Source organism: Trinickia camelliae (assembly GCF_053525655.1).
In genome coordinates, this window is record NZ_JBCHAA010000005.1 from 51,585 (window position 1) to 77,463 (window position 25,879).

Annotated in this window: 23 protein-coding genes and 1 tRNA gene; 13 read left to right on the plus strand and 11 right to left on the minus strand. The window is 62.8% G+C overall.

Features of this window, described 5'->3' with window-relative positions; genetic code table 11:
- Positions 1-54: 54 nt before the first annotated feature.
- The 6 genes from pstC (at position 55) to phoR (ending at position 5,702) form a co-directional block, all read left to right on the plus strand.
- A complete protein-coding gene (gene pstC / locus AAHK20_RS10480) occupies positions 55-1,041 on the plus strand; it encodes a phosphate ABC transporter permease PstC (RefSeq protein WP_449181387.1) in 987 nt (328 codons plus the stop codon).
- Positions 1,038-1,934 carry a phosphate ABC transporter permease PstA gene (gene pstA, locus AAHK20_RS10485; protein WP_449181388.1) on the plus strand — a complete coding sequence of 299 codons (897 nt, stop codon included), beginning with the start codon at positions 1,038-1,040 and terminating at the stop codon, positions 1,932-1,934. The genes pstC and pstA overlap by 4 nt, the downstream gene beginning before the upstream one ends.
- A gap of 15 nt (positions 1,935-1,949) precedes the next feature.
- On the plus strand, positions 1,950-2,798 hold the full coding sequence (pstB, locus tag AAHK20_RS10490) for a phosphate ABC transporter ATP-binding protein PstB (RefSeq protein WP_137333027.1): 849 nt from the start codon (positions 1,950-1,952) through the stop codon (positions 2,796-2,798).
- Between the two features lie 29 nt (positions 2,799-2,827).
- On the plus strand, positions 2,828-3,532 hold the full coding sequence (gene phoU / locus AAHK20_RS10495) for a phosphate signaling complex protein PhoU (RefSeq protein WP_449181389.1): 705 nt from the start codon (positions 2,828-2,830) through the stop codon (positions 3,530-3,532).
- Between the two features lie 18 nt (positions 3,533-3,550).
- On the plus strand, positions 3,551-4,252 hold the full coding sequence (gene phoB, locus AAHK20_RS10500; RefSeq protein WP_137333025.1) for a phosphate regulon transcriptional regulator PhoB: 702 nt from the start codon (positions 3,551-3,553) through the stop codon (positions 4,250-4,252).
- 136 nt (positions 4,253-4,388) lie between these two features.
- Positions 4,389-5,702, plus strand: coding sequence for a phosphate regulon sensor histidine kinase PhoR (gene phoR / locus AAHK20_RS10505; RefSeq protein ID WP_449181390.1), 1,314 nt, complete (start codon positions 4,389-4,391; stop codon positions 5,700-5,702).
- Between the two features lie 15 nt (positions 5,703-5,717).
- Here phoR and ppk1 read toward each other — a convergent pair whose 3' ends face one another.
- Positions 5,718-7,781 carry a polyphosphate kinase 1 gene (ppk1, locus tag AAHK20_RS10510; protein WP_449181391.1) on the minus strand — a complete coding sequence of 688 codons (2,064 nt, stop codon included), beginning with the start codon at positions 7,779-7,781 and terminating at the stop codon, positions 5,718-5,720.
- 199 nt (positions 7,782-7,980) lie between these two features.
- On the opposite strand from ppk1, the gene ppx reads away from it, so the two are divergent.
- On the plus strand, positions 7,981-9,570 hold the full coding sequence (gene ppx, locus AAHK20_RS10515; RefSeq protein ID WP_449181392.1) for an exopolyphosphatase: 1,590 nt from the start codon (positions 7,981-7,983) through the stop codon (positions 9,568-9,570).
- Positions 9,571-9,704: 134 nt separating this feature from the next.
- Here ppx and AAHK20_RS10520 read toward each other — a convergent pair whose 3' ends face one another.
- Entirely contained in the window at positions 9,705-10,523 is an 819-nt protein-coding gene (locus AAHK20_RS10520; protein WP_449181393.1) for a GNAT family N-acetyltransferase, read from the minus strand.
- Positions 10,524-10,644: 121 nt separating this feature from the next.
- Positions 10,645-11,103, minus strand: a complete 459-nt coding sequence (locus AAHK20_RS10525) for a SixA phosphatase family protein (protein ID WP_449181394.1) — start codon at positions 11,101-11,103, stop codon at positions 10,645-10,647.
- A gap of 124 nt (positions 11,104-11,227) precedes the next feature.
- Here AAHK20_RS10525 and AAHK20_RS10530 point away from each other — a divergent pair.
- Positions 11,228-11,304 (plus strand) — tRNA-Pro (locus tag AAHK20_RS10530).
- 74 nt (positions 11,305-11,378) lie between these two features.
- Here the strand turns inward: AAHK20_RS10530 and AAHK20_RS10535 are convergent.
- Positions 11,379-11,870 (minus strand): MarR family winged helix-turn-helix transcriptional regulator, encoded by a 492-nt coding sequence (locus AAHK20_RS10535; protein WP_449181395.1) that lies wholly within the window; start codon positions 11,868-11,870, stop codon positions 11,379-11,381.
- A 43-nt stretch (positions 11,871-11,913) separates the two neighbouring features.
- Between AAHK20_RS10535 and AAHK20_RS10540 the strand changes: the two genes are divergently transcribed.
- The gene (locus AAHK20_RS10540; protein WP_449181396.1) at positions 11,914-13,398 is read left to right on the plus strand and encodes an FAD-dependent oxidoreductase; all 1,485 of its coding nucleotides are present in this window, start codon (positions 11,914-11,916) and stop codon (positions 13,396-13,398) included.
- Here AAHK20_RS10540 and AAHK20_RS10545 read toward each other — a convergent pair.
- From AAHK20_RS10545 to AAHK20_RS10555, 3 genes are all read right to left on the minus strand, one after another.
- Entirely contained in the window at positions 13,380-14,255 is an 876-nt protein-coding gene (locus AAHK20_RS10545) for an intradiol ring-cleavage dioxygenase (protein WP_449181397.1), read from the minus strand. The genes AAHK20_RS10540 and AAHK20_RS10545 overlap by 19 nt on opposite strands.
- Positions 14,256-14,360: 105 nt before the next feature.
- Positions 14,361-15,098: a response regulator gene (locus AAHK20_RS10550; protein ID WP_449181398.1), complete on the minus strand. Its 738-nt coding sequence runs from the start codon at positions 15,096-15,098 to the stop codon at positions 14,361-14,363.
- Complete coding sequence (locus AAHK20_RS10555; protein ID WP_449181399.1) at positions 15,091-16,617, minus strand: ATP-binding protein; 1,527 nt, start codon at positions 16,615-16,617, stop codon at positions 15,091-15,093. Before AAHK20_RS10555 ends, AAHK20_RS10550 begins: the two co-directional genes overlap by 8 nt.
- Before the next feature lie 274 nt (positions 16,618-16,891).
- Between AAHK20_RS10555 and AAHK20_RS10560 the strand changes: the two genes are divergently transcribed.
- Positions 16,892-17,683 (plus strand): response regulator, encoded by a 792-nt coding sequence (locus tag AAHK20_RS10560; protein ID WP_449181400.1) that lies wholly within the window; start codon positions 16,892-16,894, stop codon positions 17,681-17,683.
- A gap of 225 nt (positions 17,684-17,908) precedes the next feature.
- On the opposite strand, the gene AAHK20_RS10565 is transcribed toward AAHK20_RS10560, so the two are convergent.
- Positions 17,909-18,475, minus strand: coding sequence for a phasin family protein (locus AAHK20_RS10565; RefSeq protein WP_449181401.1), 567 nt, complete (start codon positions 18,473-18,475; stop codon positions 17,909-17,911).
- A gap of 299 nt (positions 18,476-18,774) precedes the next feature.
- Positions 18,775-20,985 carry a type VI secretion system Vgr family protein gene (locus tag AAHK20_RS10570; RefSeq protein ID WP_449181402.1) on the minus strand — a complete coding sequence of 737 codons (2,211 nt, stop codon included), beginning with the start codon at positions 20,983-20,985 and terminating at the stop codon, positions 18,775-18,777.
- Between the two features lie 619 nt (positions 20,986-21,604).
- On the opposite strand from AAHK20_RS10570, the gene AAHK20_RS10575 reads away from it, so the two are divergent.
- The 3 genes from AAHK20_RS10575 to AAHK20_RS10585 all read left to right on the plus strand — a co-directional run bounded on the left by AAHK20_RS10575 (position 21,605) and on the right by AAHK20_RS10585 (position 24,122).
- The gene (locus AAHK20_RS10575; protein WP_449181643.1) at positions 21,605-22,132 is read left to right on the plus strand and encodes a cytochrome b; all 528 of its coding nucleotides are present in this window, start codon (positions 21,605-21,607) and stop codon (positions 22,130-22,132) included.
- On the plus strand, positions 22,129-23,667 hold the full coding sequence (locus AAHK20_RS10580; protein ID WP_449181403.1) for a glycosyltransferase family 2 protein: 1,539 nt from the start codon (positions 22,129-22,131) through the stop codon (positions 23,665-23,667). Before AAHK20_RS10575 ends, AAHK20_RS10580 begins: the two co-directional genes overlap by 4 nt.
- A gap of 164 nt (positions 23,668-23,831) precedes the next feature.
- Positions 23,832-24,122 carry a hypothetical protein gene (locus AAHK20_RS10585; RefSeq protein ID WP_449181404.1) on the plus strand — a complete coding sequence of 97 codons (291 nt, stop codon included), beginning with the start codon at positions 23,832-23,834 and terminating at the stop codon, positions 24,120-24,122.
- 49 nt (positions 24,123-24,171) lie between these two features.
- Here AAHK20_RS10585 and AAHK20_RS10590 read toward each other — a convergent pair whose 3' ends face one another.
- Both AAHK20_RS10590 and AAHK20_RS10595 read right to left on the minus strand, forming a co-directional pair.
- Entirely contained in the window at positions 24,172-25,161 is a 990-nt protein-coding gene (locus tag AAHK20_RS10590) for a sulfonate ABC transporter substrate-binding protein (RefSeq protein WP_449181405.1), read from the minus strand.
- Positions 25,162-25,483: 322 nt separating this feature from the next.
- Positions 25,484-25,657, minus strand: coding sequence for a hypothetical protein (locus AAHK20_RS10595; protein ID WP_449181406.1), 174 nt, complete (start codon positions 25,655-25,657; stop codon positions 25,484-25,486).
- Positions 25,658-25,879 lie beyond the last annotated feature (222 nt).

Sequence of the window (25,879 nt, forward strand, 5' to 3'; positions counted from 1 at the left end):
GCTTGCGGCATCGGCCGTGCGGTACGTGACGCGCGGCATCAGGAAAAAGGTCAAATGTCCGACATTAACCTCGCGTCGACGCCGCCCGCCAGTCAGGGGACGCAGCGCGCGCCAAGCCCCGCCGGCGACGTCATCTTTGGCGGACTTACCCGACTTTCGGCGATCGTGACCTTGCTGCTGCTCGGCGGCATCATCGTCTCGCTGATCGTTGCTTCGCTGCCGACCATCCACAAATTCGGCCTCGCCTTCCTGTGGACGTCCGATTGGGATCCACCCAGCGACACCTTCGGCGCGCTCGTGCCCATCTACGGCACGGTTGCCACGTCGCTCATTGCACTCATCATCGCGGTGCCCGTCAGCTTCGGCATCGCGCTTTTTCTGACCGAACTCTCTCCCGCCTGGCTGCGTCGCCCGCTCGGCATCGCGATCGAGCTGCTCGCCGCGATTCCGTCGATCGTGTACGGCATGTGGGGTCTGCTCGTGTTCGCGCCGATCTTCGCTGAGTACTTCGAAAAGCCGATCGGCCACGTGCTCGGCCCGATTCCGGTTGTGGGCGCGCTCTTTCAGGGCCCCCCGATCGGCATCGGTATTCTGTGCGCGGGCGTGATCCTCGCGATCATGATCATCCCGTACATCGCTTCGGTGATGCGCGACGTGTTCGAAGTGACGCCGGTGCTTCTCAAGGAGTCGGCGTATGGAATCGGTTGCACGACCTGGGAAGTGATGTGGAAGATCGTGCTGCCGTTCACCAAGACCGGTGTGATCGGCGGCGTGATGCTCGGCCTCGGCCGCGCGCTCGGCGAGACGATGGCGGTCACGTTCGTGATCGGTAACACGAACCTGCTCGACAACGTGTCGCTGTTCTCGCCCGGCAACAGCATCACGTCGGCGCTCGCGAACGAATTCGCGGAAGCGAGCCCCGGCCTGCATACGTCGGCGCTGATGGAGCTCGGCCTGATCCTGTTCGTGATTACGTTCATCGTGCTGGCGATCTCGAAGCTGATGCTTCTGCGCCTCGAAAAGAGCGAGGGCGCGAAATGAACACGCCGTCCATGAAAATGCCGGGCTCGGCGAGCCCGGAACAACTCGAAGCGGTGCGCAACCGCTTGCAAAAGCGCCGCCGTGCGACCAACGCGCTCGCGCTGACGATGTCGCTCGCGGCGATGGCCTTCGGCCTGATCTGGCTCGTGTGGATTCTTTACACGACGCTGCGCCTCGGCGTCGGCGGTTTGTCGATCGAACTGTTCACGCAGTCGACGCCGCCGCCGAACACCGATGGTGGCGGTCTCGCGAATGCGATCGTCGGCAGCTTGATGCTCGTCGTGCTCGCGACGGTCGTCGGCACGCCGATCGGCATTCTCGCCGGCGTCTATCTGGCCGAGTACGGGCAGAAGGGCTGGCTCGCGCAGATCACGCGCTTCATCAACGACATCCTGCTGTCGGCGCCGTCGATCGTCGTCGGTCTGTTCGTGTATGCGATCGTCGTCGCGAAGATGGGCAACTTCAGCGGCTGGGCCGGTGTGATCGCGCTCGCGCTGCTGCAGATTCCGATCGTGATCCGCACCACCGAGAACATGCTGAAGCTCGTGCCGAACGCGCTGCGCGAAGCGGCTTTCGCGCTCGGCACGCCGAAGTGGAAGATGATTCTGTCGATCACGCTGAAGGCGTCGGTGGGCGGCATCGTGACGGGCGTGCTGCTGGCGATCGCGCGTATCGCGGGCGAAACCGCGCCGCTGCTCTTCACGGCGCTGTCGAATCAGTTCTTCTCGCTGAACATGAATCAGCCGATCGCGAACTTGCCGGTCACGATCTACAAATTCGCAATGAGTCCGTTCGCGCAGTGGCAGTCGCTTGCGTGGGCGGGTGTGTTCCTCATTACATTGGGTGTGCTGGGTCTGAATATCCTGGCGCGCGTGATGTTTTCGAACAAGTAACGGCGGAGCAATCCGATGAATATGGCAGAGAGCCACCTGAACCCCATCGAACGCGCCACGGCGCCGGCCGGTTTCGACACCGCGACCCACGGCCGTCCGCTTGCGCCGATCACGCCGAAGATCGAAGTCAACAACTTGAACTTCTTCTACGGCAAGTACCACGCGCTGAAGAACATCAACCTGCACATTCCGGAAGGGAAGGTGACGGCGTTCATCGGCCCGTCGGGCTGCGGCAAGTCCACGCTGTTGCGCACGTTCAACAAGATGTATGCGCTCTACCCGGAACAGCGGGCCGAGGGCGAGATCATGATGGACGGCGAAAACCTGCTGACGACCAAGCGCGACATCTCGCTGTTGCGTGCGCGTATCGGCATGGTGTTCCAGAAGCCGACGCCGTTCCCGATGTCGATCTACGACAACATCGCGTTCGGCGTGAAGATGTTCGAGACGCTGCCGCGCTCGGAGATGGACGACCGCGTCGAGTGGGCGCTCACCAAAGCGGCGCTCTGGAACGAAGTGAAGGACAAGCTGAACCAGAGCGGCTACGGCCTCTCGGGCGGCCAGCAACAGCGTCTGTGCATCGCGCGCGGCATTGCGATCCGTCCGGAAGTGCTGCTGCTCGACGAGCCGTGCTCGGCGCTCGACCCGATCTCGACGGGCCGCATCGAAGAGCTGATTGCAGAGTTGAAGAGCGACTACACGGTCGTGATCGTGACGCACAACATGCAGCAGGCGGCGCGTTGTTCGGACTACACTGCCTATATGTATCTCGGTGAATTGATCGAGTTCGGCGATACGGAAAAGATCTTTATCAAGCCGGTCCGCAAGGAAACCGAGGATTACATTACCGGCCGCTTCGGCTGAGGCAAAAACTAAGACCGCGGGAGCTCATCATGTCCGATAAACACCTGTCGAGCCAATTCGACGCCGATCTGAACCTGGTCTCTTCGAAGGTGCTCGAAATGGGCGGCCTCGTCGAATCGCAGATCACCCACGCGATGCAGGCCCTCAACGAATTCGACGCCGAAGTGGCCGATCAGGTGATCGCCGCGGAAGAGCGCCTGAACGCGATGGAAGTCGAGATCGACGAGGAATGCAGCAACATCATCGCGCGCCGTCAGCCGGCTGCGCGCGACCTGCGTTTGCTGCTCGCAATCTCCAAGACGATCACCAATCTCGAGCGCGCCGGCGACGAAGCCGAAAAGATCGCCAAGCGCGTGAAGCGCCTGATGGAAGACGGCGCGTCGCGCACGGTCAACATCTCCGAGATCAAGGTGTCGGGCGACATGGCCGTATCGATCCTGCGCCGCGCGCTCGATGCGTTCGCGCGCCTCGATACCGTGGCCGCCGCGCAGATCGTGCGCGACGACAAGGCGATCGACGAGGAATTCCGCGCCTTCGTGCGCAAGCTCGTCACCTACATGATGGAAGACCCGCGCACGATTTCGGCGGGGCTCGAGTTCCTGTTCATCGCGAAGGCGATCGAGCGGATCGGCGATCACTCGAAGAACATCGCCGAATTCATCATCTACATCGTGAAGGGCACGGACGTGCGGCATAAGTCGCGCGACGCGCTCGAGCGTGAAGCTCTCAGCTAAAAAGGTACAGAGGTGCCGATGCCCAGCAGCATTCTCGTCATTGAAGATGAGCCCGCGATTTCCGAACTGATTTCGGTGAATCTTCAGCACGCGGGACATTGCGCGATTCGCGCGTACAACGCCGAGCAGGCGCAGACCCTGATCAGCGATGTGCTGCCCGATCTCGTCCTGCTCGACTGGATGTTGCCGGGTAAGTCAGGTATCGCGTTCGCACGCGATCTGCGCAACAACGAGCGCACCAAGCACATTCCGATCATCATGCTGACCGCGCGCGGCGATGAGCAGGACAAGGTGCTCGGCCTCGAAATCGGCGCCGACGACTACGTGACGAAGCCGTTCTCGCCGAAGGAGCTGATGGCGCGCATCAAGGCGGTGCTGCGCCGCCGCGCGCCGCAGTTGACCGAGGACGTGGTCGCGATCAATGGCCTGAAGCTCGATCCGGCCACGCATCGCGTCGCCGCGCACGCGGAAGGCAGCGAGATCAAGCTCGATCTCGGCCCGACGGAATTCCGTCTGCTGCACTTCTTCATGACCCATCCGGAGCGCGTGCACAGCCGTACGCAATTGCTCGACCAGGTGTGGGGCGATCACGTGTTCGTCGAGGAACGCACCGTCGACGTGCACATCAAGCGGCTGCGCGCCGCGCTCAAGCCCGCTGGCTGCGATGCTATGATTGAAACGGTGCGTGGCAGCGGCTACCGGCTCGCGAAGAGCGCTTAAACGACCGCTGCCTAGCGTGTTGGAATCAGCGTTGGATTCAGCCGTCGGCCGGGGTTAGCCGGCGGCGTCGATTTCATCCGCCGTGATGTTCTGTCACGGCGTGCGTCTTCCTCTCGATCGCGGGACTTCTACACACATGAACATCATTTGGGCGCGCTCGATTGTGTCGCTCGTGCTGCTTGCTGTTCTGTGCGTGGCGCTCGGCGCATTCGCCGGCGTCAAGGCGGCGTTGATACTCGCGGTGATCGCGCTGGTCGCTCAGGGTGTCTTTGCGCTCTATCACACGCAGCGCCTCTGGCGTCTGCTCGATGCGCCCGTTTACGGCGAGGTGCCGAGTGCACCGGGCGTCTGGGGCGAAATCTACTATCGGCTGCACAAGCTCGCGAAACGCTGGCACGCGCAGGTGCGGCAAGTCGAGCAACAGCACTCGCGTTTCATTCAAGCGATCCAGGCGTCGCCGAACGGTGTCGCGATGCTCGACGACCACGATCAGATCGAGTGGTGCAACGCGATCTCCGAGGAGCACTTCGGTCTCGACGCAAAACGCGATTTGCGTCAGCACGTGACTCACCTCGTACGCCGCCCTGAGTTCGTCCGCTATCTGAATTCGCAGCACTACGAGGAAATGCTGATCATGCGCGGCATGGGCGACAAGCGCCAGAACGTGCTGTCTGTGCAGGTGTTTCCGTATGGCGAGAATCGCAAGCTCATCCTGTCTCAGGACATTACGGAGCTCGAGCGCACCGATTCGATGCGGCGCGATTTCGTCGCGAACGTGTCGCATGAATTGAAGACGCCCCTCACCGTGCTGTCGGGCTTTCTCGAGACGATGCGCGAGTTGCCTCTCGGCGAGGAAGAGCGCGCACGCTATCTCGAACTGATGGAACAGCAGGCGTCGCGCATGCGGCACATCGTCGACGACTTGCTCGTGCTCGCGAAGCTCGAAGGCGACAACAAGCCGCCGAGCGATCACGTCATCGACATGGGTTCGGTGGTGCGGCATTTGCGCGAAGACGCGGCGACGCTCTCCGGCGACCGGCATCGGATCACGTTCAATGTCGACGAGACGCTGACCCTCAAGGGCGTCGAGACGGAAATCCTGAGCGCGCTCGGCAATCTGGTGACGAACGCGATCCGCTATACGCCGGACGGCGGCACGATCCACGTCGACTGGCGGATGGTCGGCAACAGCGCGGTGTTTTCGGTGACGGACAGTGGTTTCGGCATTCCTGCCGCGGACATTCCGCGCCTGACCGAGCGGTTCTATCGCGTCGACCGAAGCCGTTCGCGCGATACGGGCGGCACCGGGCTAGGGCTCGCGATCGTCAAGCACGTGCTGCAGCGGCACGACGCGGTGCTCGATGTGAAGAGCGAGGAAGGGCGCGGCAGCACGTTCACGGTGCGTTTCCCCGCGCAGCGCTCGATGCGCCATCAGACGACGCACGCGTAAGCCGCGCGCTCCCCGTTACGAACAGAACTTGGCGAGCAAGTTGAGTTGCGCGTTGCGTATCGACTTGCCCGGCCGCCGGCGCCGATAGTGCCCGTCGCTTTGCATGATCCACGCGCATTGGTTGTCGCCGATGAACGCCGACAAGCCTTCCGCGATCACGCGGCGCTTCAGGCGCCGGTTCTTGATCGGGAACGCGACTTCGACGCGACGGAAGAAGTTGCGATCCATCCAGTCGGCGCTCGACAGATAGACGTTTTCCGCGCCGTCCGCGTAGAAATAGAAAATCCGATGATGCTCGAGGAAGCGCCCGACGATGGAGCGCACCGTGATGTTCTCCGACAGACCGGCCACGCCCGGCTGCAACGAGCATACGCCGCGCACGATCAAATCGATCTTCACGCCCGCCTGCGACGCTTCGTATAGCTCGGCGATGATCGTCGGTTCGAGCAGCGCATTCATCTTCGCGACTATGCGCGCTTTCTTGCCCGCGCGAGCGTTTTCGGCTTCGGCGCGAATCGCTTCGACGAGCCGCGGATGCAGCGTGAACGGCGACTGCCACAACTCGTTCAACGACAATTCACCACCGATGCCGGTCAGCTGCTGGAACACGTGATGCACGTCCTCGCAGATTTTCTGGTCGGCGGTTAACACGCCGAAGTCAGTGTAGAGCCGTGCAGTGCGCGGATGGTAGTTGCCGGTGCCGAGGTGCACGTAGCGCTTGAGTACCGACTTGCCGCCGGCCGTCACGCGCCGCACGATCAGGACCATCTTCGCGTGGCACTTGTGACCGACGACGCCGTACACCACATGCGCGCCCACTGCTTCGAGCTGCGCGGCCCAGTTGATGTTGGTTTCCTCGTCGAAGCGCGCGAGCAGTTCGACGACGACCGTCACTTCCTTGCCGTTGCGCGCCGCCTGCATGAGCGCGTCCATCAGCGGCGAATCAGTGCCGGTGCGGTAGATCGTCTGCTTGATCGCGACGACGTTCGGGTCTTTCGCCGCTTGCAGCAGCAATTCGAGAACCGGCTGGAAGCTCTCGTACGGGTGATGCAGCAGGATGTCGCCCTGGTCGATCGCATCGAACAGGTTCGCCGAATTCGCGATCGAGGACGCAATCGCCGGAATATGCGGGACGAATTTCAGGTCCGGCCGGTCGACCATCTCGGGCAACTGCATCAGGCGCACGAGATTGACGGGACCGTCGACACGATAACAATCCTTTTCGCTGAGGCCGCTCTCGTCGAGCAGCCGCTTCACCAAATACGGCGGCGTTTCAGCAGACACTTCGAGCCGCACCGCGTTGCCCAGATGGCGCGCAGGCAATTCGCCCTGCAGCGCGACACGCAGGTTCGTGATTTCGTCCTCGTCGACGAACAGTTCGCTGTTGCGTGTGATGCGGAATTGGTTGCAGCTGCGCACGACGAGGTTCGGGAACAGCTCGTTGACGAAGCGCTGCATCAGCGAGCTCAGCAGCACGAAGCCGTGCGCGAAACCCGACAGCTCCTGCGGCATGCGCACGAGGCGCGGCAGCGCGCGCGGCGCTTGCACGATGCCCATTACCGCTTGCCGGCCGAACGCGTCCTTGCCCTCAAGCTCGATCGCGAAGTTCAGGCTCTTGTTCAGCACCCGCGGAAAAGGGTGCGCAGGATCGAGGCCGATCGGCGTCAGCACCGGCAGCAGCTCGTTGAAGAAATAGTGGCGCGCCCATTCGGTCTGCGCCTCGTTCCACATGTCGGTGCCGTGGAAGTAGATGCCTTCCTGTTCGAGCGCCGGAAGAACCGTGTCGTGCAGCATCGCGTACTGACGGTGCACCAGCTTTTGCGCACGCTCTACGACAAGGTCATACACGTGTTGGAGCGACATGCCGTCCGGCGACAGCGTGCCGGGGTTGTCGCGCATCTGCTCCTGCAGTCCGGCCATGCGGACTTCGAAGAATTCGTCGAGGTTGCTGCTCGTGATACAGATGAAGCGCAGCCGTTCGAGCAAGGGGACCGACGGGTCGGCCGCTTGTGAAAGTACGCGCTCGTTGAAACCCAAAATGCCCAGCTCGCGATTCAGAAGCGGGTAGCGTTGGGACATTTGCAGGTTGAAGGAGGGTTCGATGGGGGCTTCGAAAGGTCGCTCGGAAATTCTCACAATTTGGTGACAGGCTCGTGACGTACTCGTTGTCATCAATTTTACGCGGTAATTCATCTAATTTGAGACAGGGAGATCGGTATTTGGCGATCGCTCGCACATGATTCGTCACGCATGGCACTACGGGGGCACTATGCTTAAAATGGCGTCTTTGAATCGCGCTAGCGCCCCAACGTCACGGGCAAAGTCGCGTTCGCGAACGGAGCCCCTTTACCCGATGGTTACAACACCACATCTTCTGGCCTCCGTCGATCTCGGCTCGAACAGCTTCCGGCTTATCGTCGGACGCGTCGAGGAGACACCAGCCGGCAGTCAAATCTATCAAGTCGACGCGTTGCGCGAACCGGTGCGGCTCGCGGCAGGGCTGTCGGCGGACAAGCTGCTCGACCGCGCGTCGCAAGTGCGCGCATGGGACGCGCTCAAGCGCTTCGGCGAGCGTCTGCGCGATTTCCATCCCGATCACGTGCGGGCGGTCGCGACCAACACGCTGCGCGTGGCGAAAAACGCGCGCGAATTTCTCGTCGAGGCCGAAGCGGCGCTCGGCTTTCCGATCGAAGTGATCGCAGGCCGCGAAGAGGCGCGCCTGATTTATGCGGGCGCCGCGCATTCGGTGCCGGCGATCTCGGGCAAGCGGCTCGTCGTCGACATCGGCGGCGGCTCGACCGAATTCATCATCGGCTCGCACTACACGCCGCTCCACATGGAGAGCCTCTATATCGGCTGCGTGAGCCACAGCCGCGCGTTCTTTCCGGCGGGCAACGTCGACGAATACACGATGCGGCAGGCCGAACTCGCGGCCAAGCGCGAGATTCAGATCATCTCGAGCGAGTACAAGCAGACCGGCTGGGATCAGGCGATCGGCTCGTCGGGCACCGCGCGGGCGCTGGCCGAACTGGTCGAGGCCAACGGCTTCAATGACTCCGGCATCACGCACGGGATTTCGCGCGGCGGCCTCGAGCGGCTCAAGCGTGCGCTCATCAAGGCCGAGAACGTCAATCGGCTCAAGCTCATCGCGCTGAAGCCGGACCGCGTGCCCGTGCTGGCTGGCGGTCTGTCGATCATGCTGGCGGTGTTCGAAGAGCTGGGTGTCGACTATGTCGATACCACCGACGGCGCGTTGCGCCTCGGCGTCCTGTACGACCTGCTCGGGCGGTCGCAACACGAGGACATGCGCGCGGTCACGGTCGAAGGCTTCATGCGGCGCTACGGCATCGATCGCCCGCAGGCCGATCGCATCCGCGACCTCGCGCTCGGTTTCTACGATCAACTGAAGGAACCGGACGCCGAAATCGCCGAGGAAAACCGCATGTTCGTCGCTTGGGCTGCGGCGTTGCACGAGATCGGGCTATCGATTTCGCACAGCTCGTATCACAAGCACTCGGCATACATCGCGAGCAACGCCGATATGCCCGGCTTCTCGCGCACCGATCAGGCGCGTCTTGCCGCGCTCGTGCTGGGTCACGCGGGCAAGCTCGGCAAGCTGTCGCAATCGCGCGACGTCGAGTGGCCGTTGCTGTTCTGCCTGCGTCTTGCTGCGCTGCTGTGCCGGCGGCGGACCGATGTCGGGCTGCCCGGCATTCTGGTCGCGCAGGCGAACGGCGGCTATGAAGTGAGGGTGCCGAACGAGTGGGTCGCGAACAATCCGCTGACCGATTACAGCTTGATCCAGGAAGCGGCCGAGTGGGAAAAGGTTGGCATTCCGTATCGCGTGGTCTATACGGACGACCAGTAAGCGACATTGCTCCGACGTTGCTCGATAGCGAATAACGAAGCCCGGTTGCGTTGAAGCAACCGGGCTTTTTCTGTAGGCAGGAGCTAGTGCTTCAGCACCGACTTCTGCCCCATGCAACGCTGCGCAGGACGTTACTAGCGCGGCAGTGCGTCGCCGAGGAAGTGGCGGGCGTAGCGCGCGTTGATGTCCGACAAGCGGAACAGCGTCAGGAAATCAGCGCAGTTGAAGTCGGGGTCCCAGGCCGGCGCGCCGCAAATCTTCGCGCCAAGACGCAGGTAGCCTTTGATCAGCAGCGGCGGGGCGACTTGCGCGCCCGTTTGCAGCTCGTCGACCGGCAGCGGCGTGTGCGGGAACGCGCGGTATTCCGGCGCCGTCAGAGACTGGTCGCGCAGCGAGCAGTAGAGGTTCGCCGCGAAGTGGCCGCCGTCGGCCATCGGCACGCTCGCGCAGCCGAGCATCGTTTCGTAGCCGTTTTGCGTCATGTACGCGCCGAGACCGCCCCACAGCGACATGATCACCGAGCCGCTGCGATAGTCCGGGTGCACGCACGAGCGGCCCACTTCGACCATCTTCGAGCGCAGGTGCGTCAGGCGCGACAGATCGAATTCGCTTTCCGCGTAAAGGCGGCCGATGCGGGCGGCCTGGTGCGGCGGCAGCACGCGATAGGTGCCGACCACTTTGAGCGTGTCGAGATCGCGCACGAGCAGGTGGTCGCAGTAGGCGTCGAAGGAGTCGACGTCAAGGCCGGCGGGGCCGGCGACTTGCGCGCCCATTTCATCGGCGAAGACGCGGTAGCGCAGCCGCTGTGCTTCGCGAAGCTCCTCTTCGGTACGCGCCCAGGCCACTTGCAGGCGATGCTGCGCGGTGACCGTCTCTTCTGCGCGCGGCAGACGGCGGCGGGAATCGACGGGGATCGAAGCGAGGGGCAGGTCAGGCGTCGGCAGTTCTCGCATGAGTCTTCCTGATCGAGATTGGTCGGATGCAACGTTCCCGCCAATGTAGTAATCAGGGATGACTTTTGCGTGGCAAATCCATGTCTTTCGGATGACATGTTGTCATGCCGACACATCCCTTTCATGCAAGGTCGGGAGATATGACAGCACGTACGATCACTTGATCGTCGCCATTGCGCTCGCGCTTGGAGAGCCACCAGAGACCGCCTTTCTTGATGGTCCAGTCGGTCTCGTGGCCCGTCACCAGGAACGAAGCGACGCGTCCGAGCGTGGGCTGATGGCCGACGATGACGACCGTCGACGCGATGCCGCTGGGCCAGGCCGCGGCCTCCAGCACGTCCTGCATGCTCGCGCCGGGCGCGACTTCCTTCACGACGCGGTATTGGTCCGTCAGCGGCTCGACGGTTTGCACGGTGCGCGCGGCGGGGCTGACCAGGATCACGGCATCCGGCTCGAGACGATTGCGCAGCCATTTGGAGACCGTCAGCGCCTGTTTGCGCCCGCGAGGGGTGAGCTGGCGGGCGAGGTCGCTCGACGCGGCGTCTTCGGCTTCGGCGTGGCGCCATAGGATGAGATTCATGGTCGGCTCCGTTGTGCATGCACCAAGATGATGGGCTCAGACTATATCGGCCGCTCGCCGCGCCGTGAAGATGGAATTCGCGATTGACTGGGGAGATGCGGTCAGGCTAGAATCCACGATTCGTCGGAGCGTAGCGCAGCCTGGTAGCGCATCTGATTTGGGATCAGAGGGTCGAAGGTTCGAATCCTTTCGCTCCGACCAAAGAAATCAAGGGGTTACAAGATGTCATCTTGTAACCCCTTTTTCCGTTTACGGCATCGCTACCGGCGTCATGTTTACGGTCCGGTTCCCGATGTGTGGGCCTCGATGTCCTCGGCGAACTTTCGCATGAGGCGCACGAGTTCATCGACTTCCTGACGCTCCCAATCGATAAACAGCGTTTGCCCAAGACGATCACGGGCTGCGTCGACCGCGTCCGTCATCGCCTTTCCCTTCGGTGTCACGATGACTTGTCGAACGCGGCCGTCGTTAGCGCCCGCTCGACGCTCGACTAAACCCAGGCTTTCCAGTTTCGCCACCTGACGGCTGATCGTGGTGTGGTCACGGCCGACCCTTCCCGCTAGATCGACCATGCCAATCGGGCCGAACCGCTCGACTGCCACGATGAGAGGAAACAGCGCGCGATCGAGAGATATTCCCGCCTCTCGAATCATGTTTTCGTCCACATTCGGGCGGTTCATCACGCTGACGATCCTGATCAGCGCCCCATGCAATTCTCGAATCGATTTGGATATATGTGCATCTTGCACATTTTTTCGTGCTGACATAGCATCCTCCTATTCCGTGCATTTTACACATATCGAGGAAGCGATGCCGCAAGATACGACTGTCGACGTGGTGATTTCAGGGGCGGGCGCCGCAGGTTTGACGCTGGCCATCGAGCTGGCGCGACGCGGTGTGTCGTTCCGTATCTTCGATAAGCTCGACACGCCGTTCGGCGGTTCGCGCGGTAAAGGCATTCAGCCGCGGACGCTGGAAATCTTCGAGGATCTCGGCATCGTGGATCGCATGATTGTGACGGGCGGCCCGTATCCGCCGCAGCGCGAATATCGCGAAGACGGCAGCTACGCCGATTCGGACGCCGACGCGAACGAAGGGCCAACGCCGTCTGAACCGTATCGTTCGCCGCTGCTCGTTCCGCAGTTTTTGTCCGAGTCAGTGATGCGCGAGCGGCTCGCTGAACTCGGCCATCAGGTGGAATACGGCTGCGAGCTGGTAGGAATGAAGCAGAGCGAAGATGGCGTAATGGCCCGGTTCGCCACTCAAACTGGCGAACGGATCATTCAGGCGCGTTTTCTGGTTGGCGCCGATGGCGGTCGCAGCTTTGTACGCAACGCGGTCTCTATCGGGTTTCCAGGCAAAACACTGGGGGTGCGCGCCATCGTTGCCGACGTCTTTCTCTCGGGTCTGGACCGCAATGTCTGGCATCGCTTCAACGAAGGTTCCATGGAGCGGCAACTCGCAATATGTCCCCTCGCGGGAACGGAAATGTTCCAGATACAGGCGCCTGTCGCTCTGGAAGGAGACGTTGACCTTTCAGCCGGCGGGCTCTCCGCGATGGTTCACTTGCGTACAGGCCGCGATGACATACACGTCGAATCGGTGTCCTGGGCATCCGCATACAAGATGAATGCGCGCCTCGCCGATCGCTACCGCGATGGCCACGTGTTTCTCGTTGGTGACGCCGCGCACACGCATCCTCCCACCGGAGGCCAAGGGCTCAACACCAGCGTTCAGGATGCGTACAACCTCGGATGGAAACTGGCGGCGGTGATCGATGGCGCGCCTGTCGGGCTTCTGGATAGCTACGAGGAGGAGCGTAGGCCGGTGGCGGCCGGCATGCTCGGTTTGGCCTCCAGGCTTCTCGATGCGATGAAGCACGGCGATAACCGGCGAGGCCGCGAAGTGCAACAGCTCGACATTGGCTACCCTGACTCTTCGCTCGCGCTGGAATGTCCTGGACGACTGGCAGGTCTGCGTGCCGGCGAGCGTGCACCCGATGCTCCAATTCGCCGGATAAGCGGGCATTCAACGCGTGTCTTCGACCTGTTGAAGGGTACGCACTGGACCCTCTTCGGCTATGGCGCCAGCCGCGATCGGGTCGCGCCACGCGCGGGCCTGCACATTCATACGTTCGGCGATCGTGGCGACGTCATCGATGATGGCGGCCATTTCCGCGACGCCTACGCGGTGGACGCTGGCGATTGGGTACTCGTGCGTCCCGATGGCTACATTGGCGCTATCGTCGCGACCGACCACGTAGAGGCACTGGAGCGCTACTTCCAGCTTGGATGAAGAGCGTCGACCGGCTGCGGCGTCGCGTCCGGATCAACGACCGCAATGACCTGCGCCCGCATGCCTTGCTCATAAGCCTCGCCATGCAGCGCGCTCGTTCGCGCGATGGCCGCGTCGCCGTGCTGATGCGCGAAGACCGGGTCCTCGCTTTGCGTCGTGCGCGCAACCGTATTGCGACGATACGGGTCAGCGCGCATTAATCGCACCATCAACTCCTCCGAAAAGAACACCTGCCCAACGTGCGACACGTGCTCCCCAGCAAGCGACGTGTCCTGCACGCGCACCTTGAAGTGGATGTGATTCGTGCGTCCCGCATAAAGCCCCGGAACGATCGTGCGAAACGTGACGTTGCCGCGGTTATCCGTGCGTTGAATGCCGCGCAGAAAAGTGAGCTTGTCGGTGGGCATGCTTTGCGGCGGCGGACCAGGGGGCGGACCGTCGTGAGCGAAGCCGTGAGAAGCATCTCCCCATCCAGCCGGCGGCGGGCCGGGCGGCACGGTAGGAGCAGGGGCAGGGGCGGGTTGATTGCCGCCGAGTTTCGTAAAGCCCGAATAAACGCCGAGCGCGTCGCAATGCCAGATGTCGACGATCGCGTTGGCAAGCGGCGCACAGTGGCGCTTATCTATGATCGCGATATCGAGAGTCAAAGGAACGCCTGCTTTTCCTTCAGTGATATCGCTGCGAAGCAAGTTGTCTTCGAGATAGTACGGCCCGACTTCCTGCTCGGCGGTGAGCCTGCATAGTCCCGTGTCTTGCGTTTGCGCGGCTTCGCTTCTGAGTGGAAATTGAAGCGCTGTGCCGAGCGCGAGCGACGTGGTCAGAAAACGGCGACGCGAGAAGTGTCTGTCGAAGGTCATGGTTAGCCCTGGGTTGAACGGCGCTTTTTTGAGTGGCGCGCCTTCCCCCAATGTAGGCGAAGACCTTCGGGCGATCATCACGGCTTCGTTACAGCGTCTTAACCCTCAATCGTTCGAACCTTCCGCGTCGCTTTGCACCGGATCGCGTTCAAGCCGATAACCCACCCCGTAGATCGAGCGGATCATGTCCTGCTCCGGGCGCACCGCCTGCAGCTTGCGCCGCAGATTCTTGACGTGCGTGTCGACGGTGCGGTCGGCGACGACGCGGTGATCGTCGTACAAGCTGCGCAGCAGGAGATCGCGCGGATAGATACGGCCCGGCGTTGAATGCAGCAGAGACAGCAAGCGCAATTCGATCGGCGTCAGATTGAGATCGCGGTCGTCGAGACGCGCGACGTGACGCTCGACGTCGATCTCGAACGGCGAAGGCGCCGGATGGCCCGAGCGTGTCGCGTTCTCGACGTTTTCGACGCGTCGCAGAATGGCCTTCACCCGCGCCACGACTTCGCGCGGGCTGAACGGCTTGCACACGTAGTCGTCGGCGCCGAGCTCGAGGCCGAGCAGCCGGTCGATCTCATCGACGCGCGCCGTGAGGATGATCACCGGCACGTTCGAAAACGTGCGCAATTCGCGGCAGATTTCGAGTCCGCCGCGCCCCGGGAGCATCAGGTCGAGCAGAACCAGCGCGGGCATTCGCGTGCGCAGGTGGGGGATGACCGCGAGGCCGTCGGCGATGACCGTCGGGTCGTAGCCCTCCGTGCGCAGGTAGTCGCTGAGCAGCGCGGACAGCTTGGGCTCGTCTTCGACGATCAGGATGGAAGGGCGCAAGAGACGGTCAGTCATGGGGTGGTTTGACGATGGGAAAGCGGGCCATGATCCATAGGCCGCCTAACGGCGAACGCGAGGCCGTGATGGTGCCGCCGTGTTCGCGCACGATATGCCGGCACAGCGCCAGCCCTAAGCCCGCGCCGCCGCTTTGGCGGCTGCGCGAGGCGTCGACGCGAAAGAGCCGGTCGAACAGATGCGGCAGCAACGGTTCGGGCACGGCGGGGTAGGAGTCCTGCACGTCGATCTGAAGTTGCTCCGCTTCGGCCGTGACGGCGACGCGGACCTTGCCGCCCGGGTCGGTGTAGCGCAACGAGTTTTCGAGCAGGTTCTTCATCAGTTGCGTGAGCCGGTGCGGATCGGCGGACATCAACGCGGGCGCGGCGCCGAAGTCGGTTTCCAACGCGATGTCTTTGGCGCCTAGCCGTTCCCTGAACGTCTCGGCGGCGCCCTCGACGAGCGGAGCGACGTTGACCAGCACCTTCTCGAACGAGAGCGCGCCGATATCGGCGAGCGAGAGTTCGTACAAATCGTCGATCAACTGGCTCAGCATCGCGACTTCCGATTGCAGCGAGGCTAGGGTCGTCGCATCGAGACTGCGCACGCCGTCCTCGATCGCTTCCAGTTCGCCGCGCAGCACCGCGAGCGGCGTGCGCAATTCGTGCGAAATGTCGGCGATGAAGTCGCGCCGGCTGCGCTCGGCCGCTTCGAGCGAAGTGGCCAGCCGATTGAAATCGGTCGCGAGTTGATGGAGTTCGTCGCCGCCCGCTTCGGGCACGCGCGTTGCGTAGTCGCCGCTCGCGAGGCGGTGCGTGGCGAGCACGAGACGCCTCGTCGGCGCGATGAAGAGGCGGGCGAGGACGCTCGCGACGCCGGCCGCGAGCAGCGCGGCGAAGCCCACGATGATCCACGTTGCGCGGACCTGTTGCGCCTGGAACTGACGGTCGGCGGCATAGAGCAGATTCTCCGGCGATGCGATCGACAGCCAGCCGACCACCTTGCCGTCCACTGTCAAAGGACTGCGGCGCGCGTCGGGCGGCGGAGGCGGTCCGTTGCTCGCGATACGGTGCAGTTGGGCATCGTAGAGCGTCATCGGCGGCGTGCGTTCGGGGCCCGGGCCTTGGCTCGACCCCGCCGGGGGCATGTCGGGCGGCGGCCCGGGAGGGGCGCCCGGTGGCGGTCCCGCGAAGTCGCCGGGCGGGGCGCCGCCGGTGGACTGGCGATCCGGGGGCGGCAGGCCTCCGTGGTTCGGCCCAGGCAGCGAGGGATCGTCGGCGCGAGGACTCATCGGAATGTCCTTGATCAGCGCATACCACGCGCTCGGATCGTCACGCAGGAAATCCCAGTTGCCGTGCTGCGCGTAGCCATGTTCGAGTTCGCTAGTCAGCTTGGCGGCGCCCGCTGCGTTTTGCCCACTCAAGTAGGCGACAAAGCCGCGCTCGAAACTCCAGCGCACCGCCACGCCCATCGCGACCGCAACCAGAATGCAGGCCGCCGAGATGGCGAAGAAGAGTTTCGATGTAATGCCGACTCTCATGCGCGGATCGGGTCGTTGGGTTAGAGGTTGGGTCGGAAGGGCGGCGAAAAGCAGATTGAGAAGCGGCGCAGTGCGGCCCGAAGGTTGAGCCCGTCAGCCGCGCATGAAGCGCGACGATGCTGCGGCACGGCCCGTATTTTCGCGCGCGCGCCATGTCTGTGCACGCCACGGTTGCAACATTCACATTTTCTCCGCATTTCCCCCATCTTCGCTGCACAGTTGCTCTCTATGATCGGTGTCGATGTGATAACCGTTGAACGAGAGCGCATAGGCGATGATCACCCACCTTCTTGTTGTCGAGCCTGACCAGGCGATTCGCGACGAACTCCGCACCCATCTGCAGAAGAATCAGGTCGAAATGTCGGTGCTGTACGACACGACGTCGCTCATCCGACGCCTCGAGGTCGAGGTGCCGTCCGCGATCGTGCTGCGGCATGGCGTGCCGGGCATCGATGGCATGGCGGCGCTCAGAACGCTGCGTGCGGCAGGCTACGACATGCCGGTGATCATCGTGAGCCGCTCGACCGAGGTCGTCGACAAGATCCTCGCCTTCGAGCTCGGCGCGGACGACTATGTCGTCGATCCGTTCGACCCGATCGAGCTGTTGGCGCGAGTGCGTAATGCGCTGCGCCGTCATCATCGCGAGGGGTTCGCGGTGCCCGTCTATCGAGAGCAATACGTGTTCGGCGATTGCGCACTCGACTTCCTGGGCCGGCGCCTGCTCAGAAGCGGTGTCGAGGTGGCGCTCAGGCCCAGTGAATTCGCATTGCTGAAGATCTTCTCGGCGCATCCGATGAAGACGCTATCGCGCGCGCGGATCATCGGCATGCTGGGAAGAGACGGGACGGACCAGGCCGAGCGCGGGCTGGACGTGCTGGTGTTTCGTGTTCGAACGGCGTTGGGAACCTCTCCCGCTGGCCGTCAATACATTCAAACGATGCGGGGGCGAGGCTATGTGTTCGTGCCCGATGACGCGGTCGCGGCCACGGCGGACTGTGACGAACCCGAATCGCGGCGCTACGGCGCGCGACGTCAGGCGGTTCGATACGACGCGGTCATGCAGTGAGAAATCACGGCAGGGCGGGACGCGGCGCTCGCGAGCGAAGTGAGTGACGAAACGCAGCGAGCAGAATAAAAAAATTCCCGGCATTCGCCGGGCAAACGATACGCTGCTGAACGTATCGGAGCGTTGTACCGCGCAATCGCCGACTTCGAAGCGCGACTGCGCGATTCTTCCCGCTGAACACACCGCTGCGCGCCATCCATCGGCGCAGCAGCGGTGCGCAATCGCTTAAACCGCAGCGGCCTTCTTGCTGGCGCGCGAAGCTTGCTCGGCAGCCTTCGTCGCGGCCGTGGTGGCGGCGTTGAAGTTGCTTTCGGCGATTTCGACGGCTTGCTTGGTGGCCTTCTGAACCGTTTCGTACGTCGTGTTGGCGGCGGTGATTGCGGCCTTCATCACGGCGACAGCGGTTTCCGAGCCGGCCGGCGCGTTCTTCGCGACGTTCTCGACGAGCGCTTGGACCTTGCGGTTCTGATCTTCGTATTGCGTTTCCGCGACCTTCGCGAATTCGGCTTGCGTGGCCGACGCGATTTCATACAGGTGACGGCTGTACGACAGGACCTTTTCTGCGGCCGGCTGCACGACGCTGGCTTGCAGTGCGAGGAATTCCTGCGCGTCCTTGGCCGACAGCGCGCGTTGCGCGTTTTCCTGGCTTTCCGCGATCGTCGACTTCACGACTTGCAGGTTCAGTTCGGTCAGCTTTTCGAGGCCGTCGAAAGCCTTGTTCGTCAGGCCGAAGAGGGTTTCGAGGCTGGCTTTCTGTGCTGCGGCAAATTGCTCGGGCGTGAGCAGGGTCATGTCTGCGCTCCTGGAGGACGGACCCACCGGGTGTGGGCCTCGTTGAGTTGACGTTGGCACTGGGCTATTGCTGATGCGGCAAATCTTTGTGCGATGCAGCAATTAACGTCATTTTAGGACAGCGCGCCGGCATGTCAAGGATTTTTTGTGCAGTGCACAATGCCGATAATTTCTCAGTAAAACAAGATCTTATGAAGTCCGTGTGACATTCCGGAGCGCCTTTCCCAAGACGGGCGGCCGCGGCTGGCTCGCCGGGCGACCGCCCGCCGGCTCGATCGGGATACGGTGTGCGCGTCGCTTCACACCTCCGTGAACGTCGGCGGCGGGGCAGGTGGCTCCGGTGACGCAGACGGCGACGGCTCCGGAGCCGCCGCAGTTCCCTTCGGTCGCGCGACCCCTGCGACGCTGACCCCGAGCCCGACCATCGGTTTCGGAATCGGGGGCAGGGCAACCGGGAACGGCAACGGTATCGCGCCCGGCGCGGGCGGCGCCGTGTCGCCCGGATTCAGGTGCAGATTCTTCCCTTGAACGGTGACATCGTCGCTGCCGATCATCTTGATCGCGCCGCCCGCGATCGCGATCGTGCCGTCCTTCAGCAGTGCGATGGCCGCCTTTCCGCACTTGATGCTGATCGCCTCGCCAGCCTCCAGCAGATACCCGAGGCCGACCGCCGTCGACGCCGCGCCGCCGATGGTCGTAATCGACGCGCCGCCGATCGTGTTGGTGCACATGCCGCCGACGGTATAAGCCGCCACGCCGGCCACCATGCTGGTCAGCGCCCCGCCGATCGTCGAGCTCTGGTTCAGGCCGACGCCGATCGAGTAGTTGACGCCGACGGTGTGCGATTCGCAATGCTTCGTCAGGCGGTTCATATCCTTTTCCGCCTGCATCATGAATTCCTCATTGCCGGTTTTGTCCTCGAAGCGCATGCCGTTGTAGTTCTGCTGGCCGCCGGTGATGGTCCGGCTCATGAAGCCGCTCTGCGTGGCGTTGCCAGGCAGCTCCCACGGCGGGCGGGTGACGCTGTTGTAGAGGCTGCCGATGATGACGGGGCGATCCGGGTCGCCGTTCCAGAAGCCGATGATCACTTCCTGACCGATCCGTGGGATATAGATGCCGCCAAAATTCACGCCGGCCCACGCCTGGCTCACGCGCACCCAGCAGGAGTCGTGCTCGTCGTTGTTGCCGTAGCGGTCCCAGAGGAAGCGCACCTTGACGCGCCCGAATTCGTCGGTCCACAGCTCTTGCCCCGCAGGGCCGACGACGATCGCCGATTGCGGTCCGCTGACGGTTGGCTTGGGCGTCGCGCGCGGGAGCCGGAATACCTCGCTCGTGGGCTGAACGCAGAACGCGTTGTCGAACGCGTAGCGTTTTTCGCTGCCGGATTCCTCCGCGATTTCGGTGATCTTGAGCGTCGACGAGATGACGAGATATTCGCGGTTGGCTTCGTCTTGAGGGTAGCCGGTCAGCTCGAACGTCTGACCGCACGCGAGGCCGCGGACGCTGCCCGCCCCGGAGCTGCGAACGCTTGGGGCGCGCAATGCCTCCATCTTCACGCGGCTCGACAACTCGCCATGCCGGCCGTCCGAGTAGTCGCCCGGCCACTCGTAGCGTTCGCCCATGTTCCAGCTCGTCTCGCGCGGCTGCTGATCGACGGAGGCCAAGTTAGCTCGCGGGCGCGTGAAATCGAAATCGTCGATGACGATGCGACCGGAGAAGAGCGACTCCTTGATCGAAAAGCGGCTGATGAATTCGGCGTCGACGCGATCTCCCTGCGGGTGATAGGCGAGCGCGTGGTAAGCCTCGCTCGCCGATTTCCGGTGTGCGCCGATATGGTCGCAAAGCACGAGCCGGTGCTTGCCTTCCGAATGCTCGAAGAACCAGTAGATGCCCCATTCCTCCATCAGCCGCTGGATGAAGTGAAAGTCGGTTTCGCCGTATTGCACCTGGAACGCACGTGGCTCGTTGCGCTCGCTCTCGCTTTGCAATTGATATTTGGCGGTATCGAGGCGCTTTTCGACGGGATAGGGATAGTCCTTCAGAACCTCGTCGATGATGTCGATGACGGTTTTGTCCTGAAAGACCTTGTAATCGGTTGTGAGCGTCGCGAGCCACAACCAGGGCCGCAATTGAATTTCGTACACGTTGTAGCGGTTCTCCGTGCGAGCGAAGGCCGCCTCCGTGACGATGCCGCTGATTTCGCGCGTGCCCGCGCCCACGCCGCCGAGCGAACCCGTGCCCATGCCGTCGAGTTCGATGGCGACGGTCATTTCCTTACCGAGCAGCGCCTTCAAATCCAGGTTGGCGCTGACGGAGAGCGCGACTTGATAGTCGTCCGGCGTGCGCAGCTCCAGGTTGTAATAGTGCTTGTCCAAGTCCCCCAGCTTTTCCGTGCCGTTCATGGACAAGAATCGCAGCGCCGGCAGCCCGAGCAGGCGAGGCATCGCCTCGCTGGCTACCGTGACGGTCCGGTCCTGCAAGTCGAACGCTTTGAGCAAGTCGTTTTGCATTCAATCCTCTCGATCCCATTCGTCAACCACATTGGTTTTCCATGCCGGAAGATTCGGCATGGGCGTTATCCCCTGGGCCTGTTAATCGTGCGAACAGATCCTGGATGGAGTTTCGTGATCGCGATATTGAAATCGAATTCGATTTCCAAAATTGATCAAGATCAGGATCGCTAATCAATCGGGTGACGTCGATGGCAAACGGACGCATGTAGCTATTTTTATTTACGTATTCCGAATTGTTAGCGAGATAGTTATTCGGAATTTATGGTCGGTGTTTTTATCTTTTTTCAACGATATTCGCGGTGCGCATGAAATCCCAGCGCATGACCACCTCAGCGGCCCGAGGCGGCGATCGGACGTGCCGCGCCGGCCGGGGCAGGTCAGGCGCCGCTTTTTGCCTTGCAATATTTGGCAAAAGTTGTTTTTTCTCTCAGGGAATAAACTACTCGACTCGGGCGTTCTCCCTGACAGTTGCCCGGAAAATTACGGGCGACTTACTGAATCCACGATTGCTTTCACTTCATTCACGCGACAGATGACCACGCCAGCCGAGCTTACTCAACACCAAACCGGTTCGCCGCATCATGGCGAGCCACTGATTCGCTACAGCCGCACGGCGATGATTCTTCACTGGCTGATCGCGGCGGGCATCCTCTGCAACGTCGCGCTCGGCCTCTCGGCCGATTTCCTGCCTGACGACTGGATCCGCCCCGTGATCGACACGCACAAGTCGATTGGCATCACGGTGCTGGGGCTCGTGCTGCTTCGGATCCTCTGGCGCGTCGCGCACCGGCCGCCGCCGTTGCCGAAGGCGTTTCCCGCATGGGAACGCGCGAGCGCGCATGTGGCGCATCTGCTGCTCTATGTGCTGATGATCGGTCTGCCGTTGTCGGGCTGGCTGCACGATTCCGCGTGGAAGGACGCGGCAACCCATCCGATGACGCTGTTTCATCTCGTGCCGTGGCCGCGCATCGGCTTCGTGATGAATCTGGAGCCCGCTTACAAGGAGCATATGCACGACGTGCTCGGCGCCGTGCACACCTGGTTCGGCTACGTGCTGTACGCGGTGCTCGCGCTGCATATCGGCGGCGCGCTCAAGCATGAGCTGATAGATCGCGAATCCGTTTTGCGCCGGATGTTGCCATGAGTTCGCCCACCCATCCGGCCTTCGCGCCGAGGCGGCGGCGCGTCCGCGCGCAACGCCGGCAGCCTGCGTCCTCCAGCCGCGCCGCGCTCGACGACGCTTTCGCGCGTCTGTCGCCACGCGTGTCTCCGCGCGGCACGCCGCTCGTCAGCGTGCTGATTCACGGCGGCGTGTTCGCACTATGGATCGCGCTGTTCGTCCGCGCATTCATGCTGCATGGCGTGGTCGCGTGGTCGGTCGGCATTGCGTACGTGATCTACGACACGCTGCTCCTGGCCTTCGTCACGTTCAAGACGTTGCCGTTGCTGAAGCCGCGAATCGACAGCCCGATCGATCAGTCGGCGTTGCCGACGCTCGGCGTCGTCGTCGCCGCCTACAACGAGGCGGCGGTGCTGCCCGTGACGCTCAAAGGTCTGCTCGAACAAACGGCCGCACCGGCGCAAATCGTGATCGCCGATGACGGTTCGACCGACGGCACCGCAGCCTTGCTAGTCGGCGAATACGGGTTGATCGAGCCGCCGCAAGGGCAGCTCAGCGCGCCGAGTTCGCGGTTCCCGTCACTGCGTTGGCTACGTGTGCCGCACGGGGGCAAGGCGCGCGCGTTGAACGCGGCGATCACGGCGCTCGACACCGACGTCGTGCTGACCGTCGACGCCGACACGCGCGTCGAGCCCGACGCATGCGCCGCGATGCGCCGCGCGTTTGCCGCGGAGCCGGAGCTCGTCGCCGCGACCGGCATCCTCACGCCGCTTTGCGCGAAGGATGCGGCCGGCCGCTTCTTCCAGTGGTTCCAGACCTACGAGTACATCCGCAACTTCATCTCGCGTTTTGCATGGATGCGCGCGGATAGCTTGCTCCTGGTGTCGGGCGCGTTCGCGTGCTTCCGGCGCGACGTGCTTCTGACGGTCGGCGGATTCGACCCGCAGTGTCTCGTCGAAGACTACGAGCTGATTCATCGCCTGCGCCGTCATGCGGTCGAGAGCGGCTTGACGTGGCGCGTGCGCGTGATCGGAGATGCGCGCGCGCACACCGATGCGCCGGGCACGCTCACGAGCTTTCTGCGCCAGCGCCGCCGCTGGTTCGCGGGATTCCTGCAGACGCAGTACTGGAACCGCGACATCACCGGCAATCGCCGCTACGGCGCGCTCGGTCTCTTGATGATGCCGGTGAAGGCATTCGATACGCTGCAGCCGATCTACGGGCTCACCGCCTTCGCTTTGCTGCTGATGTTTCTGTTCACGGGGCGGCTCGGAATCGCGCTGTCGATATCGGGCGTGATCCTCGCGAAGATCGTGGTGGATCTCGCGTTTCACCTCTGGTCCGTGCATCTGTACCGGCGCTGGACCGCCAATCGCCAAGGCTCGCACCTGTCGATGGCGATCCTGGCGGCGCTCGCCGAGCCGTTCACTTTCCAGTTGTTGCGGCACACCGGCGCCGCGCTCGGCTGGATGCACTTTTTGAGCGGCCGCCGGAGTTGGGGCGCACAGCAGCGCACAGGGCTTGTCGCGAACGACGGAGGCGGTGCGGGAACGCCGTGATCGCGGCGCGGGACATTGGGATTTGTCCTATGGCTTGGATGGATCGGTCGGATATATAAAGTTGGCTTTTCTTCGGGCGCCACGGCGCCCGAAGGGATCGTCTAACCGCTTGCACAAACGCAAGCTGCACGACAGAATCGCCAAAATCCAACCGCTCCTAGCCGATGAAGACCTATACCGCACTGTCCGTCGTCCTGCTGCTGTGCGGGTGTACCAGCGTTTCGCCGATCCAGCGAGAGGCGCGCGAGCGCTACACGGTGACCTCGAAGACGAGCAATCCGTTGGTCTCCTGGCGTCATCTGATGAATGCGAGCGTCGGCCATGCGACGGAATTCTGCGCCGAGCAGGACAAGGCGATGCACCAGGTCGATCTCGGCACGTTCGGCGTGCGCGGTTTCAGCCCGCGCGAGGCCGATCTTCGCTTCGAGTGCGTGCCGCGCTGGCAGCAGCAATAAGTCGCCTGCCGTAGCGCGGCTTTCACTTTGGCGGCACGCGCTGCCGCCCTTATACCTTCCAACGCGCTTCGGTCACGGTCAACGGCTTCGGAATCAGCTTGAGTTCGTTGAACGCATCGGCGATCTGCTGCTGATAGGCGAGCGTGGCGTCGGTGATGCGAGTCACGCCGAATGTCGTGCGCTTGACCGCCAAGTCGACCGTCGCGCCATCCAATCCCGTTTGCCCCGCCAATAGCGTCGATACCTCGGCGAGATGCTGCGCGCTCCACGTGTCGAGCGTCGCGATTTCGTCGAGCAGCGCATTGACGATCGCCGGTTGCGAGGCCGCGTAGCTGCGCGTGGCGACGTAGAACTGCAGGTTCTTTACTAACCCGGTCCCGTCGGTCAGCACGCGGGCGTTTTCCTGATGCTGGATGGCGGCGAAGTAGGGGTCCCAGATCACCCACGCATCGACTCCGCCCTGCGTGAACGCCGCGCGGGCATCGGACGGCGTGAGGTAGCTCGGCTGGATATCCGTGTATTTGAGGCCCGCCTTTTCGAGCGCGCGCACGAGCAGAAAGTGGACGTTCGAGCCGCGGTTGAGCGCCACGCGCTTACCGCGCAAATCCGCGAGAGTCTTGAGCGGCGAGTCGTGCGGGACGACGATCGCCTCGGCGGCGGGCGCGGGCGGCTCGTTGCCGATGTAGACGAAATTGACGCCGCCCGCTTGCGCAAAGATCGGCGGCGTCTCGCCGACGGTGCCAACGTCGACTGCGCCCGCGTTCAACCCTTCGAGCAATTGCGGCCCGGCCGGAAACTCGCGCCACTCGACCGTGACGCCCAGCGGTGCGAGCCGTTTTTCGAGCGTGCCGCGCGCTTTCAGCAGGATCAGCGTGCCGTACTTCTGATAGCCGACGCGCAGCACTTTGGCGCTGTTGTCGGCGCGCGCGGCGAGCGGTGCGAGCGCGCCGGCGCCGGCGATCAGCGAGCCGGCGGCAGCCGCCAGGGATGCCAAGAGCCAAGCGCGCCGCTCAAGGTTTGAGGGGTTGTCGTGTTTCATGGGGCGGTGGTCTCGCGTGAGGTTGGGCGCCGCGGCGAGTGAAAGAAACGTTGCGCGCAACGCGGTATCGAAACCACCGAATCTACGGGCCGCCGGCCCGGCTGAAAACCAACGATTTTCGATAAGGATTTTACGAATTGCCGCTAAACGCGTGCTCGGCGGTTAGCTGGGGCTCGCGAAAGCAATTGGCGGCGAAGCGCGGAAGATGCGCAAAAGGACCCACCCGGCGACTTGGCGTGCCGGTGCTTAGCGCGTTTCAGGCATGACGAAGGGGTTGCATGCCTGCGCATGCAACCCCAGAAATTTGCAAGCAAGCGAAACGTCAGTGCTTCGTCCGCCGCCCGCCGAGCATGTGATGCTCCGCGAGCCAGTGATGCACCATGCCTTCACCGTTGTGCTCGCGCTTGTACGATCGCGATTCGAATATCGTGAGCGCCAGTAGCACCAGCAGACCCACTCCGAGCCCGACCAAGCCAGCGATCGATTCAGCATCCATGGCAGCCTCCTCTTAGCGATTGCAGCCATTCGTACATCTTAGGACATGCGGGAGGAAATCGTCACTTGGTAAAACCTCGCGCGAAAGCACGGTTTTTGTCGGCGGTTAGTAAGGGCGGGATTCGGGGTGTCGGAAGAAATCGTGCGCACGTTGCGAACGGCGTGGCGACGGCAGGAAGTCTCGAGTCGATCCCGGCCGGCGTTTTCATTTAGACTCACGCGT

Bases quoted from the DNA above. Each gene is read 5' to 3' on its own strand.
- AAHK20_RS10555 (WP_449181399.1), bottom strand. From the start codon at position 16,617: ATGAGAGTCGGCATTACATCGAAACTCTTCTTCGCCATCTCGGCGGCC.
- ppk1 (WP_449181391.1), bottom strand. From the start codon at position 7,781: ATGTCCCAACGCTACCCGCTTCTGAATCGCGAGCTGGGCATTTTGGGT.
- phoR (WP_449181390.1), top strand. From the start codon at position 4,389: ATGAACATCATTTGGGCGCGCTCGATTGTGTCGCTCGTGCTGCTTGCT.
- pstB (WP_137333027.1), top strand. From the start codon at position 1,950: ATGAATATGGCAGAGAGCCACCTGAACCCCATCGAACGCGCCACGGCG.
- AAHK20_RS10570 (WP_449181402.1), bottom strand. From the start codon at position 20,985: ATGCAAAACGACTTGCTCAAAGCGTTCGACTTGCAGGACCGGACCGTC.
- AAHK20_RS10580 (WP_449181403.1), top strand. From the start codon at position 22,129: ATGAGTTCGCCCACCCATCCGGCCTTCGCGCCGAGGCGGCGGCGCGTC.
- pstA (WP_449181388.1), top strand. From the start codon at position 1,038: ATGAACACGCCGTCCATGAAAATGCCGGGCTCGGCGAGCCCGGAACAA.
- AAHK20_RS10535 (WP_449181395.1), bottom strand. From the start codon at position 11,870: ATGTCAGCACGAAAAAATGTGCAAGATGCACATATATCCAAATCGATT.
- AAHK20_RS10520 (WP_449181393.1), bottom strand. From the start codon at position 10,523: ATGCGAGAACTGCCGACGCCTGACCTGCCCCTCGCTTCGATCCCCGTC.
- AAHK20_RS10550 (WP_449181398.1), bottom strand. From the start codon at position 15,098: ATGACTGACCGTCTCTTGCGCCCTTCCATCCTGATCGTCGAAGACGAG.
- ppx (WP_449181392.1), top strand. From the start codon at position 7,981: ATGGCGTCTTTGAATCGCGCTAGCGCCCCAACGTCACGGGCAAAGTCG.
- AAHK20_RS10560 (WP_449181400.1), top strand. From the start codon at position 16,892: ATGATCACCCACCTTCTTGTTGTCGAGCCTGACCAGGCGATTCGCGAC.
- AAHK20_RS10545 (WP_449181397.1), bottom strand. From the start codon at position 14,255: ATGACCTTCGACAGACACTTCTCGCGTCGCCGTTTTCTGACCACGTCG.
- AAHK20_RS10540 (WP_449181396.1), top strand. From the start codon at position 11,914: ATGCCGCAAGATACGACTGTCGACGTGGTGATTTCAGGGGCGGGCGCC.
- phoU (WP_449181389.1), top strand. From the start codon at position 2,828: ATGTCCGATAAACACCTGTCGAGCCAATTCGACGCCGATCTGAACCTG.
- AAHK20_RS10590 (WP_449181405.1), bottom strand. From the start codon at position 25,161: ATGAAACACGACAACCCCTCAAACCTTGAGCGGCGCGCTTGGCTCTTG.
- AAHK20_RS10595 (WP_449181406.1), bottom strand. From the start codon at position 25,657: ATGGATGCTGAATCGATCGCTGGCTTGGTCGGGCTCGGAGTGGGTCTG.
- AAHK20_RS10585 (WP_449181404.1), top strand. From the start codon at position 23,832: ATGAAGACCTATACCGCACTGTCCGTCGTCCTGCTGCTGTGCGGGTGT.
- phoB (WP_137333025.1), top strand. From the start codon at position 3,551: ATGCCCAGCAGCATTCTCGTCATTGAAGATGAGCCCGCGATTTCCGAA.
- AAHK20_RS10565 (WP_449181401.1), bottom strand. From the start codon at position 18,475: ATGACCCTGCTCACGCCCGAGCAATTTGCCGCAGCACAGAAAGCCAGC.
- AAHK20_RS10525 (WP_449181394.1), bottom strand. From the start codon at position 11,103: ATGAATCTCATCCTATGGCGCCACGCCGAAGCCGAAGACGCCGCGTCG.
- pstC (WP_449181387.1), top strand. From the start codon at position 55: ATGTCCGACATTAACCTCGCGTCGACGCCGCCCGCCAGTCAGGGGACG.
- AAHK20_RS10575 (WP_449181643.1), top strand. From the start codon at position 21,605: ATGATTCTTCACTGGCTGATCGCGGCGGGCATCCTCTGCAACGTCGCG.